The following is a 12,960-nucleotide window of genomic DNA, read 5'->3' as shown; positions in this document are numbered from 1 at the left end:
GGTCGCTGTGGCGGCCAGCCTGGCCCTGGTGCGAACGCTTGACATGAGTGATGAGTGCTCAATTCCGCGCCGGTCAGGTCACGGTTGTGATAGCGCCACCCGGTGGTGCCGGCGGCAGGCTCGGCGAGGCCTTGCCAGCCGGTGGGTCAGCGATGATGCTGTCGCCCCGGAACGATGTTGTTGCCCAAGGCATCAGGTGGTCGGAATGAACCCAGCGGAACCGGTCGCGCGACCGGTCGAACCAGGTCGGTGGCCGCTGATCGGCCGTGCGGACGAGCTCGAGCGCGCCGAACAGGTGCTGGCGAGCCGAGAGCCAACCGCGGTACTGATCAGTGGTGAACCAGGAGTCGGCAAATCGCGGCTGGCCGCCGCATTGGGCGACCGGAGTACGGCCGCCGGCCGGTATGTCGTGGCCGGACGGGCGAGTCGCGCCACTCAGCACCTGCCGGGGATTGGGATCTCCCGGTTGCTCGGCTCGCGTGTCCCGGCGACGGTGAGTGTTCGGGCGGTCGCGGATCGGCTGCGGGAATGCGCCGGGGGACGCGCGATTGTCCTGGTGGTCGACGAGGTCGATCATCTGGATGAGACCTCGGCCAGGATTCTGCGTGAGTTGCCGGGATTGGTGGAGTTGCGGCTTGTGCTCACGGGCCAGGAGGGCGAGTTGGCTGATGGGCTGGGCCCGGTCGAGCGACTTCGGCTGACCGGCTTGGAGAGGGTGGCGGTCCGTGAGTTGCTGACCACGGTGTTGGGGCAGCCGATCGATGAGCTCAGTGCCCGGCGGATCTGGAGTGCGACGGCCGGAAACCCTTTCCAGGTTGGGCGGCTGGTGACCTTCGGGCTGGAGCAGCAGCGGCTGGTGGAGCGCCGCGGAGTGTGGGGGTGGGACGGTGAGCTTGTTGCTGAGAGCAGCTTTCTTCGGGATCTGTTCGCGGTCGAGTTCGGCCGGCTCGATCCGGTGGAGCTGCAGGTGCTGGCCTGGTTGGCGCTGACCGACGAGCTGCCGGTGCAGGTGCTGGAGAAACTCGTCGGGCCGTTGGTTCTCGCTGGTTTGGTGGAGCGTGGTCTGGTGACTGTCGTCGGGGATCAGGTGAGGGCGACTCGGCCGATTCAGCAGGCGGCCCTTGCGGCGAGCCTGGGTGCGCTGCGGCGACGCCGGCTGTTTCGGGACCTGGTGGCGGCGTCGGCGGCTGTCGGCGTACCGGGTCGGGGTGGTCCGCAGTACGGGTGGTGGGAGTACGAAGCGGATCTTGCGGCTGATCCGGAGCGGGTGGTGGAGCTGGCTGGGGCGGCTTTGGATGAAGGTCTGCCGAGGTTGGCCGAGCGGTTGGCTAGTCATCGTGGTGACGAGGCGGCGGTGGTCAGGGCGCAGGCGCAGATCGCGCTCGGTCGACCTGGTGCTGCGGAGCAGACGCTGGCAGCCGTGAGTGTTGTGGACCAGACGGTTGAGTCCGTCGGGCTGCGTGCGCTCAACTTGGCATGGGGGTTTGGCCGGACCGTTGAGGCAACGGCTGAGTTGCTGCGGGGGAGGGCAACCTTCGGGCCGGGTCGGGCTGCGCTTGCTGTTGCCGAGCACGGTGTCGAGCTCCGTTTGCAGGTTGCGCTGCCGCAGAGTCCGGGCGGGCTGTTCGGTGAGGCGGCGGAATTCATCGCAGTACAAGGCGATTTACTGTCGGGTCGACCGTTGCGGGTCAGGTCGCGTCTCGGGGGAAAGGAAGGGCCTGCGCTTTGGCCGGCGGTGCGCTTTGCCCTGCAGGCGTTTGAGGTCCGCGCTCTGATTCAGACGGGTGACTTGCTGGCGGCAGAGCCGTTGAGCAGCCAGTACTACGCTGCTGCGCTGTCCGCCGACGATCAGGCCGGCGTCGCAGTACTCGGTCATGCGGTGGCTGCCTGCGCGAGCTGGGCCGGTGATCATCAGCGGGCCTGGCCGATCTTGCAGGAGGCACGGGCGTTGCTGGACGACGCTGTCCCGTTCCCGCTGCGGGTGGAGATCCGCGCCGACTACGCGGCAGCGGCTGCCGCGGTCGGCCGATTGGATCTGGCGGTGGCGGAGTTCGACGAGCTGGAGCGGCTGGGGGTGGCCGGTCCGTTGCGTGACCGGATCGACTTCGCCCGGATCAGGATGCTCTGTCATTCGGGTCGTCGCGCGTACGCCGCGGATCTGGCTGACCAGATGGCCGATCGTTGCATGAGCGCGGGCCGCTGGGGGTCTGCGGTCGAGGCGGGCTACTACCAGGTGAGGCTGAACCCGAGTCTGCATGGCGCCCGCAGATTGCTGCGAGCGGTGGGCGAGACAGACAGTGAGCTGTTCGGGAGGTTTGCCGAGCACGCTGGTGCCTTGGCCACGAGGAACGGCCGGACGCTGCTGCGGTTGGCCGATGAGTTCGGGAACCGCGGGTACTTCGGTCTGGCGCTGGTGGCGGGTGAGTCGGCGCTACAGGCACCGGCCACGTACACGGTCCGCACAGCGCGGAAGCGGGAGGTTGCCGAATCGCGGGCGCGGTGGGGTGGCGGTGCGCAGTACTCGGCGATCGGAGGGCCGGTGAGCGGTGATGAGCCGCTGACCAGTCGTGAACGCGAGGCTTGCGAGCTGGCGGCCTCCGGGCTGCGCAACGAGGCGATCGCACTCAGCCTGGGAATCTCGGTGCGGACCGTGACGAACCTGCTGGCCAGGGGGTACCAGAAGCTCGGCGTCTCCAGCCGTCGACAACTCCAGTCCGCGATGTCGCTGTCGGCGATGCCGGACGGACGCTGATCGAGCACCACCAGCCGGGCTGCGTTCTCGTCGTGATCGGCAGGGTCGTGGCACGGGTACGCCATTGGGCATCTGCTGCTCATGCGCGCGGTACCCGGTCCGCAGGATCCTCCAGGGGTCAGAGTCCCTTGCAGAGAGGAGAAAACCATGCCGCGTCGCTCGCGATGGACAGCGGCCACCGCCGCCCTGTTCGTTGCCGCCGCCACCGTTGTCGTCACCCCCATGGTGGTGACGGCCGATCCGGGTGGAGTCATCCGGGTGCTGGATTGGGAGAACGCGGCGGATCGAACGCTGCCCGCGGCTCCACCCGGGCTGATCCGGCAGGGGAGTGCGGGGCACTCCAGCAGTATCGTCAGCGGGCCGGTCCGCAGTGGCTCGAGTGCAGCGAAGTTCGAGCTGCGCAAGAGCGATCCGATGGCCAACAACGGCAAGCGGGCCGAGCTCAGTCAGCCGGACAACAACCCGGCCTCCGCCGAGCGCTGGTACGGGTTCAGCATCAACCTGCCGGCCTCCTACGCGTACGACGTCTCGCCGGAGATCCTGTCGCAGTGGCACGACTGCGACACGTCCGACTGTGACGGAGGGTCGCCGCCGCTGGCGATCCTGACCAAGAAGGGGCAGTGGCAGGTCGAGTTCCTCGGGGTCGCCAAGGACCTCGGCGCCTACCGGACCGGCGAGTGGGCGGACTGGGTGGTGCACGTGAAGTGGACGACCGGCTCCGGCGGTCTCGTCCAGGTCTGGAAGAACGGGGTGCTGGTCCTGGACCAGGCCGGGAAGACCTTCACGAAGGGACCGCGGTCGCCGTACTTCAAGTTCGGCATCTACAAGTGGGACTGGAACAACGGCTCGGGCAAGCCGTCCAACACCACCGAGCGGACGATCTACTACGACTCGCTCCGGCTGGGCAACGAGAAGGCGTCGTACGCGGACGTCGATCCGGCCGCAGGGCCGGTGGAGCCGCCGCCGACCACACCGCCGCCGACCACACCGCCCCCGACGACCCCGCCGCCGAATCCATGTGACACGGCGACCAAGGCGACCGTGAAGATCGCCTCCGCGTCGACCTCCGAGCCGGTCAACCCACCGGCGAACGCGATCGACGGCAACAACGCCACCCGCTGGTCCGGTCAAGGCTCCGGTGCCTCACTGTTCCTCGACCTGGGCACCATCCAGCGAGTCTGCGGAACCCAGGTCGCCTGGCATCTGGGCGACACCCGCTGGAACGACTTCACGGTCTACACCTCGGTCGACGGACTGACCTATATCAAAGCATGGGAGGGCCGCAGCAGCGGCGCCACGACAGGCGCCGAGTCGCAGAAGTTCACGGCCAGGGACGCCCGGCACGTGAAGATCTCGTTCTGGGGCAACCCGGCGAACGACTGGGCCAGCATCACCGAGGCCGCGGTGGTGAGCAAGCCGTACGGCTGCGCACTCACCGGCGCGGTCAAGGCGGTCAGCGCGTCCACCTCGGAACCGGTCAACCCGCCGGCGAACGCAGTGGACGGCAACCTCACCACCCGCTGGTCAGGCCAGGGCTACGGCGCTTCGCTGGTCCTTGACCTGGGCACCCCGCAACTCCTGTGCGGAACCAAGGTGGCGTGGCACCAGGGCAACACCCGCTGGAACGACTTCACTGTCTACACCTCGCTCGACGGTACGTCGTACCTGAAAGCCTGGGAGGGCCGCAGCAGCGGCACCACCACCGCCCCCGAGGTCCAGGCCTTCCCCGGAGCCCCCCGCAGTGGCCGCTTCGTGAAGATCACGTTCTGGACCAACCCACTCAACAACTGGGCCAGCATCACCGAAGCAACGGTCCGAACCTCCACCTGATCCATCCGTCCCACCCTGGCCGCCGGCCCCCACCCACACTCCGGGTGGGGGCCGGTACCCGCGGGCGCGGCCGGATGCGGTCAGGAACGGTGTTCGCCGGGTGGGCTGAGGCAGAATGAGGGGATCTTCGGGCGCTCTTCGTACGAGAGGCGCACAGTGTTGCTCAACGGGGAATCGAAGACCTTTCGGCAGCGGCCGGTAGCGGGAGTCGTGGCGGCTCTGCGGCCGTCGGCCGTGCGGATACTGCGGGCGATCGCTGTGCTTGGCGACGACGCGGTGAGCTGGGTGGTTGCCGAGCAGGCAGGTCTGACGGTTGCGGAGTTGCTGACCGGGGTCGATGAGCTCGTTGCGCTCAAGCTGGTTGCCGGCGGAGTTCCTCTGACATTGACCGATCCTGAGCTGGGGCGGGTGTTGTTGGCTGGGATGGGTGCGGGGGAGCGGAGGCAGGCTCAGCTGGCTGCGGCTCAGTGCTTGTTCGACGCGGGTGCTTCGGCGGGCAAGGTGGCGGAGCAGCTTTCCGCGGCCGGGCCGGCCGGGGTGCCTTGGGCGGCGGACGTACTGCGGTCAGCGGCGCGGGAGGCCGACAACGCTGAGTCAGCTGAGCGGTATCTCCGCCAAGCCTTGACGGAGCGGTTGTGCAGTGGTGAACGCGCGTCGATCACGGTGGAGTTGGCGATCCGTGCGCCATTTGACCCAGGTGAAGCGATCGAGCTGTTGATGACCGAGTTGAGGCGGAGTCCGCAGGATGACGAGGTACGGATTCTGGTGCCGGAGTTGCAGCGCTTGCTGATGGCGCACGGCAGGTACGCCGAGATTCCGGCGATGCTGGAGCTTGCCTCTGCTGATGGACGGGCGGTGGCGGAGGTGCAGCTGGCTCGGACTGCGATGCTGGCCAGGTCGCTGTCGAGCTTGTGGATAACGACCGAGTCGGACAGCAGGGCGATACGAGCCACTCAGGCAACGCTGGCCGGGCGCGGCGCCGGAGAGGCGCTGCGCGATGCGGACGCAGTACTGGCTGATGCCGATGCGCGTCGAGACTTCGATCTGTGCTGGCATGCCCTGTTCACGCTGTCGGTGGTTGCTGAGCCGACCAGGGCGGAAGTGGCTGCAACAAGAGCCAAGCACGAGTTCGCGGGGAGGCTCGACGACTGGGATCTGATCGAGCTGGAGTTGTGCCGGGTCAGGGCCCTGCGGCGGAAGGGTGATCTGAAGGCGACGATCGCCCTGCTGCGGGAACTGCTGCCGAAGGCGCTGCTGCTGCAGACCCCGCCACTGTCGATGAGAGTCGTTTGGGGCCTCGCTGAGGCGACTCGATCAGCGGGCGCCGCGAGGCCTGCCCGGCGGGTGATGACGGGACAAGGTGCGGCGCAGGTTACGGCGTACGAATTGATGGCTTGTGGGGATTCGCGGGCTGCGGCGGGGCAGATCGGCTCGGCCATCCAGAGCTATCTGGCCTGTGGTGAGTTGCTGGCCGACAACAAGGTGGGCAACCCGGAGCTCCTTCGCTGGCGGCCGGCTGCAGTCCAGGCTCTGCTGCGGGTGGGGCGGTCAGAGGAGGCCGGTCGGCTCGCGGAGGAGAACCTCGAGCGGGCGAAGGCCTTCGGGACCAACGGTGCGATCGGCTTCGCGCAGTACGTGCTGGCGCTGACGCGGCCGAGCGAAGCACGGCGAGACCTGCTGCTCGAGGCGATCAGCAGGTTGCAGTCGGCGGGTCAGCTCCTGGACGAGGCTTCAGCTCACTACGAGCTTGGAAGAGCGGTCGGCGAGGACTGCGCCGCCAGTCATCACCTGCTGCGCGCGGTCGAGCTCGCCGATGACTGCGGTGCCCGGCCGCTGGCGGAGCGGGCCCGGGCACTCGCAGGACCGACGGTGTCGCTGGGGCGCCGCCATGGCCTGACGGCGCAGGAGTGGAAGGTCGCGCAGTTGGTGGCGGCCGGTCGGTCGAATCCCGAGATCGCGAAGGAACTGTTCCTGGCGCGCCGGACGGTGGAGTTCCACCTGTCCGGCGTCTATCGCAAGCTCGAGATCACCGGCCGCCACGACCTCGTCCAACTGCTCGGCGAGGGCTGAGCGGTCAGGACATGCTGACGCCGAAGTCCCGGTTGGCGGTGGTGAAGTCCTGGAAGCCGATCCGGCTGCCGGCCGCGCGGGTGGTGGTCCCGTTGGCGATCAGGCCCGCCGTACCCCGGGAGTAGACCGGGCCGCCGGAGTCGCCGCCGCGGGCGCCGATCTGGCCGTCCATCTGCTCACCTTCGACCAGGTCCTCGCGGTCGTTGTAGTAGAAGAGGATCTTGATGTTGCAGACCGGTCCGCCGGTGACCGACGCGCTGGTGATGCCGCTCTGGCAGAGGAACTGGCCGACGTAGGTGTGACCCCAGTAGGGGACTCCCTCGACCAGCGCGCTGTTGCCGTCGCCGACGTACAGCTGCGCTTCGACGTTGTTGGTGGGGATCAACGCGATGTCGTGATCGGCGTGCTTCGCGCCCATGTTGCCGATGTACTCACCGGTGCCGTCGGCGAACTGCTGACCCGGCTGGCCGCAGTGCCCGGCGGTCAGGATGTACGGACGCCCTTGCCCGTCCCGTACGCCGAACCCAGTGGTGCAGACAGCGCCGGCCGACTGGTTCCACAGTCGAGCGCCACCGATCCACGGCGACCAGTCGTCCGGCCGTGACACCGGCTTCAACGCCTCCTCCGCAACAACCTTCACCGGTACGCCGGTCTGCTGCTGCAGCGTCTGCCCGAGCGCACCCGTCGCCCGGTACGACGGACTGACGCCCAACACCAGGCCACTTCCGTCACCAGGGTTCTTCACCGCGTCGATCGCGGCATCCGGGTGTTGCTTCTGCCAACTCTCGATGGACCGGGCGGCTTGGTCGAGTTCAGCCTTGGAGTGGACGGCGCTGCCGATCCGCACCGGCGCGAGCTGCCCGGCGGAGGTGACAGCCTGCCGAACCTGCGCGGGCGGCGCACCCTTCCACCACAGCACGACGGCGTCCTCGGCCAGCACGATGCCGGCGAATCCCTTCAGGCCGGGCGCTTCCGCCGCGACCCTCAGCCGGTCGGCGGCCTCGACGAGTGGCCGCTGAGCCAGCATCTGCCGATCCGCGGCAGTGAGCTCCTTGGCAGCGACCCTCGGCTGCGCCGGGGTGACCTCCGAGGCCTGGGACGGGGTGGTGACGAAGGCGGCCAGCAGCGCGACAGCGGCGATTCCGATACCGGCCGCGCGAGCACGATCAGTTGATGTACGCATCAGCAGTTCCTCACAAAGGGGGGCGGTGTACACCCACCGTGAGGATCCTGACACCGTCGGTCAATACTCGGCCGCAAAACCTACGGTGGTATCGCTCCGGGGTCGCCCCAAACCGCAGGTTTTCGGCCGCGAGGTCAGGCGGTGCCGCGGCGGCTGCTCGGCGCCGCGGGGGATGACAACGTGGTCGTGAAAAGCCGGTCGTCCAGCTCGTTCAGGGCGAGCCGGATCGCGCCGAGGGCGACCGAGTCGGCGCCGAGCGTGGAGGCGCGGACCTCCGGCGTACGGAGGCAGAGGCGTTGCAGCTCGGCGGTCAGCGGGGCGAGCACCAGATCGGCCGAGCGGGAGAAGCCGCCACCGTAGATGACGACCTGAGGGTCCAGGGCGAGCACCAGAGCCGCGGCCCCGACGGCGAGATCCTTGACGTAGCGGGCGACGGCCGTCTTCGCAGCACGGTCGCCGCGACGGGCGGCGTCGAACACCCAGGCAGCCGCGTCATCAGGGCTGACACTCGCCGGTACTCCGGGGCAGTTCTCCAGATGCGAAGGCGCCGCGAGCCAGCGAACCTGCTTGAGTGCCCCGATCTCCCCGGCGGCGCCGCCGTAGCCTCGGCGCAGTACGCCGTCGAGGATCAGCCCGGCGCCGATCCGCATGCCGGCCAGCAGGTAGATGACGTCAGCCGCGTCGCTGGCGGCGCCCTTCCACCGCTCGGCGAGGGCAGCCAGTTTGCAGTCGTTCTCGACGATGATCGGGCAGGAGAAGCGTCCGGCCAGGTGGGCCGGCAGATCGACCTGCTCCCAGCCGGGGATGGGCGTGAAGAGGGTGGTCCGCCCGCTGGCATCGACCGGCCCGCTGACGCCGATCGTCACCGCCCACAAGTCTTTCGCCTTCTTCTTCGCCGCGGCGAGACACTTCTGGATCGCTTCGTCCAGGGCCGCGAGCCGTGCCTCGGGGTCGGCGTCCGCGGCGACTGCCACCCGGTGACTTTGCAGCACCTCGCCGTTCAGGTCGGCCACCAGCGCCAGCACCTTGTGCACCCCGACGTCGACGCCCAGGACATAACCCGCAGTACTGCGGAACTGGTATCGACGGGCCGGTCGTCCGACCGCGCTGCTGGAGCCCGCCTCGATCACGGTGGCCCAGCCGTCAGCCACCAGGTTCTGGGCGATCAGGTCGACCGCCGGACGGGACAGGCCGGTGCGTTGCGACAACTCGGTCACCGTCGAGGGCGGGTGATCACGCAACGCCCGGACGATCGTCAGCGAGTTGAGCTCACGAAGCCGGGGCAGGTCCACGCCGGTGACGGCGCCCTCGGTCACAGCCTCTTGCTCCCTCGTCGCACCCGGGAACACTATCAACTGATCGGATAGGAACCGCCGATCGGCGGCTCCACCGCGGCAGCGAAGTCGACGTCCCGGCCGTCGATCCGATACCTGTACCGGCCGGCCCGCTCGACCACCGGAGCAGCGCCCAGATAGTCCGTCATCGCCTGCAGTTCGTCGGGGCGAAGCCAGGACGGTGGATCGGAGACCGCCCGGAAGTCGCAGATGGCGGCGAGGTCGCGCAGCCAGCTCTGTTGCTGCTCGGTGAGCAGGTTCAGCCGGCTGCGGAAATAGATCACGTCGGGATCCACCTCCGCGACCGGTGCGTGCCATAGCCGGTGCAGGGTATTGACGACCGCGTTGCGGGCCATCGCGTCGGACGGGTCGTCACTGGCGTAGTTCTGCCACATCGGCGCGACGTCGGGTCCACTGCGCAACCCGTCGAGAATCCCGAGGGACGGCAGCAGCAGCGCGCCGCTGCCCAGCAGATACACGTCGTCGCCCGCCGCCCGTCGGATCACCGCGAGTGCCTCGCGATAGGCCTCTTCGCGACCCATCCCATTCGCCCGTACGCCGGGAACCGCGGCCGCGTTGATGAAGTCGAGCTTGAGATATCGGAAACCCCACTCGTGCACGATCCGCTGGGTCAGCTCGGTGAGATGGTCCTGCGTCGCCGGGAGGGTGACGTCGAGCGCGTAGTACCCGGTGCCCCAGTTGTAGCCCGCGACCACCGGTACTCCGTGCTCGTCGCGCAGCAACAACTCGGGACGCTCGACGGCAAGCCGCGAATCAGGCAGCGCGATGAACGGCGCCACCCACAACCCCGGGCTCATCCCGGCATCGGTGATCCGCTCCGCCAAGGCGCTCATCCCGGCCGGGAACTTGCCGTTGGCCTGCCAGTCGCCGACCTTCTCCTCCCAGCCGTCGTCGACCTGCACCACGTCGAAGGGCAGACCCTGCAAGGCGTCGATGTCCTTGTTCAGCTGCTGTTCGGTGATCTCCTCGTAGTACGCGTACCAGGAGCACCAGACGTTGCCGGCCCGGTTGCGACCCTGCCCGAGGTGCTGAGCGAGCTGGTGGGTGTAGGCAGCGAAGACGATCTCCTCCGGCCCGTACGCCGCGAACCACGGCGCGCCGCCCGACTCGTACCAACCGGCGAGCGTGTCGCGGTCGGCGGTCAACCGCGGCACGCCCAGACCCAATGCGCCCAGCAGCAACACGTCGCCGTCGTCGCCCTGGATCGCGGCGACGGCCGACGAGTGGTGCCGACACGGGTCGTCCCAGGTGTCGTCGTCGGCGGTGACCCGGCGTACCGGATCGGCGATCCGCAGCGGCAGCTCGGAGAACCGCCGCCAGCCGCAAGGGCTCCACGAGTTCTGCCCGTGCCGGTAGAACAGGCTGTCGCCGAGGCCGTGCAGGAGTGCGACCCGCCCCGCCGGGAGGATCACCCCTCCGTCGGCGGTGCGGGGTTCGCCTGGTCCGTCGTGGCGCAGCGCGAGGGTGTGTCCGCCCAGCTCGATCAGCAGTGCCATCTCTCTCCTTCTACTTGAACAGGGCATTGACCTGGTCGTTGGCCTTCTTCAAAGCGGTCGCCGAGTCGGACTGGCCGAGTACTGCGGACTGGATGCCGTCCTGGACGAGCTGCGAGATCTCGTTCCCGTGCTCGCTGATCGGCAGGAAGAAGGTCCCGTCGGCGGCCTTGGCCTGGTCGACGAACACCTGGACCTCCTGGCCTTTGGTCTTGTGGGCGGCCAGCGCCTTCTCGCCGGCGGCGGTGATGGCCGGGAAGACGACACCGCTGGCGCCGACCAGGTTCTGGCAGTCGGCCGAGCCGAGGAACTTGACCCACTTCCAGGCCTCCTCCTGGTGCTCGGTCCCCGCATTGATGGCATCCGACAGGCCGTTGATAGCCGTCTTCCGCCCCTCCGGTCCAGCCGGCAGCGGCGCGAAGGCGAACTTCACCTTGGACTCCGGCGCGAGGTAGCTGTTGATCATCCAGGAGCCGGCGAAGGTGATAGCGCCCTTGCCCGCGTTGAGCAGAGCGTCCCGGGACAGCGTCGAGGCCTTGTCGAGCGGCGGCGCGTACCCCTTGGCGATCAGCGACTTGAACCAGTCGATGGTCGCCGCCAGCTTCGGGTCGTCGTACTTGTACTGCGTACCCCACGGGTTCTTGTCGAGATAGCCGAAACCGTTGCTGACGGCAAGGTTTCCCCAGCCGTTCTGCCCCTGCGAACCGTCGGCCCACTCGGGTAGGAAGCCATAGGTCTTGATCTTCGTCTTGTCGAACGCGGGATCCAGCCCGTTGCGGCCCTTCTCGTCGACGGTCGCCTTGGCGATCAACTGCTCGAAGGTCCCGCCGTCGCTGGGATTCCAGGTGAGATCGGCCAACGAGGCCGGCTCGATGCCCTGGGCCTTGAGCTGCGCGGTGTTGTAGACCAGCGCCATCGTGTCCCAGTCCTTCGGCAGGCCGTACCGCTTGCCGTCCTTGGCGTACAGGTCCGCCAGCCCCGCCTGGTACTGGGTCAAGTCGACCTTGTCCCGGTCGACGAACGGCTGGATGTCGAGGATCTGGTTGCTGGTCACGAACTGCGGGTAGTACGAGGCCTGGTCGGTCCACACATCCGGCGCGTCACCAGCGGCCAGCTGAGTGGTCAGGTTCTGCCAGTACTGCGCCCAGGCGGTCTGGGTGATCTTGACGGTGATGTCCGGGTTCGCGGCGTGGAAGGCATCGGCGCAAGCCTGGTACGGCGCCTTCTGGTTGTCGTCCCAGAGCCAGTAGTCCAGCGTGACCGCGCCGCCGGCGCCGGAGTCGTCGCTTGAGGAGCAGCCGGTCAGTGCGGCCAGCGACAAGGCCAGTAGCGCCGCGCCGGTCTTCAGGATGCGTGTCATGGTTCCCCTCCCAGGGAGTAGTGGTGTTACTTGCCGCCCGTGAAGCTCAGTGACTGCACGAGTCGCTTCCCCAGCACGACGAGCAGCAGCAGAACGGGCAGCACGGACAAGGTGGAGGCGGCCATCAGGCCGGTCCAGTCGGGTTGGGTGTTGGGCGACTGCTGCAGGAACACGCCCAGGGCAACGGTCACCAGACGGTGCTCCTCGCCGCGGCCAACCAGCAGCGGCCAGAGGAAGTCCTTCCAGGCCCAGACGGTGGTGGTCAGCCCGATCGTGATCAGCGGTCCACGGCTCATCGGCATCGCGACCCGCCAGAACATTCCCCACGGCCCGACGCCGTCCAGGGTGGCGGCCTCCTCGACCTCGCGCGGCAGGGACAGGAAGAACTGGCGCAGGAAGAAGACCGCGAACGGGGTCATCAGGATGGTCGGCGCGACCATGCCGGCCATCGTGTTGATCCAGCCGAGCTGCTTGACCAGGACGAAGTTCGGCAGCAGCGTGAAGATCGGCGGCACCATCAGCGCGGAGACCAGCAGGGTGAAGGTGAGATCGCGGCCCGGGAACCGCAGCCTGGCGAACGCGTAGCCCGCCATCGAGCACAACAGGGTCTGGACGCCCGCGATAAGTCCGCAGTAGATCACCGAGTTCAGCAGGTAGCGGCTGAAGTCCAGGCGTGCTCCGGAGCCGCCTGCTGCTCTGGCCTCTGCCTCGGTGGTGAGACCGAGCACCCGGGCGAAGTTGATCAAGGTCGGTTGGTCGGGGAGTAGCGAACTGCTGTCGTTGTAGAGGTCCGCGGCCGGGGTGATCGCGGTCCGGACCATCCAGTAGAACGGGAAGATCGTCACGAGGAGGAAGATGATCAGGAAGCCCCAGGCGAGGATCCGTCCTGGATTCGACTTCATGCCAGGTCCTTTCAT

8 protein-coding genes are annotated in these 12,960 nt (G+C 68.1%); 3 read left to right on the top strand and 5 right to left on the bottom strand.

Features of this window, described 5'->3' with window-relative positions:
- Positions 1-205 precede the first annotated feature (205 nt).
- The 3 genes from AB0P21_RS24890 (at position 206) to AB0P21_RS24880 (ending at position 6,652) form a co-directional block, all read left to right on the top strand.
- Positions 206-2,752, top strand: coding sequence for a LuxR family transcriptional regulator (locus AB0P21_RS24890; RefSeq protein WP_363699568.1), 2,547 nt, complete (start codon positions 206-208; stop codon positions 2,750-2,752).
- A gap of 147 nt (positions 2,753-2,899) precedes the next feature.
- Positions 2,900-4,582 (top strand): heparin lyase I family protein, encoded by a 1,683-nt coding sequence (locus AB0P21_RS24885; RefSeq protein ID WP_363699567.1) that lies wholly within the window; start codon positions 2,900-2,902, stop codon positions 4,580-4,582.
- 210 nt (positions 4,583-4,792) lie between these two features.
- A complete protein-coding gene (locus AB0P21_RS24880; RefSeq protein ID WP_363699566.1) occupies positions 4,793-6,652 on the top strand; it encodes a helix-turn-helix transcriptional regulator in 1,860 nt (619 codons plus the stop codon).
- A gap of 4 nt (positions 6,653-6,656) precedes the next feature.
- On the opposite strand, the gene AB0P21_RS24875 is transcribed toward AB0P21_RS24880, so the two are convergent.
- The 5 genes from AB0P21_RS24875 to AB0P21_RS24855 all read right to left on the bottom strand — a co-directional run bounded on the left by AB0P21_RS24875 (position 6,657) and on the right by AB0P21_RS24855 (position 12,945).
- Entirely contained in the window at positions 6,657-7,835 is a 1,179-nt protein-coding gene (locus AB0P21_RS24875; RefSeq protein ID WP_363699565.1) for a hypothetical protein, read from the bottom strand.
- Between the two features lie 134 nt (positions 7,836-7,969).
- Positions 7,970-9,151, bottom strand: coding sequence for an ROK family transcriptional regulator (locus tag AB0P21_RS24870; protein ID WP_363699564.1), 1,182 nt, complete (start codon positions 9,149-9,151; stop codon positions 7,970-7,972).
- Positions 9,152-9,186: 35 nt separating this feature from the next.
- Entirely contained in the window at positions 9,187-10,686 is a 1,500-nt protein-coding gene (locus tag AB0P21_RS24865) for a glycoside hydrolase family 36 protein (RefSeq protein ID WP_363699563.1), read from the bottom strand.
- Between the two features lie 10 nt (positions 10,687-10,696).
- The gene (locus tag AB0P21_RS24860; RefSeq protein WP_363699562.1) at positions 10,697-12,043 is read right to left on the bottom strand and encodes a sugar ABC transporter substrate-binding protein; all 1,347 of its coding nucleotides are present in this window, start codon (positions 12,041-12,043) and stop codon (positions 10,697-10,699) included.
- A gap of 26 nt (positions 12,044-12,069) precedes the next feature.
- Positions 12,070-12,945 (bottom strand): carbohydrate ABC transporter permease, encoded by an 876-nt coding sequence (locus AB0P21_RS24855; protein ID WP_363699561.1) that lies wholly within the window; start codon positions 12,943-12,945, stop codon positions 12,070-12,072.
- Between the last annotated feature and the right edge of the window lie 15 nt (positions 12,946-12,960).

It is taken from the genome of Kribbella sp. NPDC056861 (assembly GCF_040687575.1).
Classification (GTDB): Bacteria; Actinomycetota; Actinomycetes; order Propionibacteriales; family Kribbellaceae; genus Kribbella.
The sequence above is the reverse complement of the archived record's forward strand: the minus strand, read 5'-3'. Positions and strand labels throughout refer to the sequence as shown.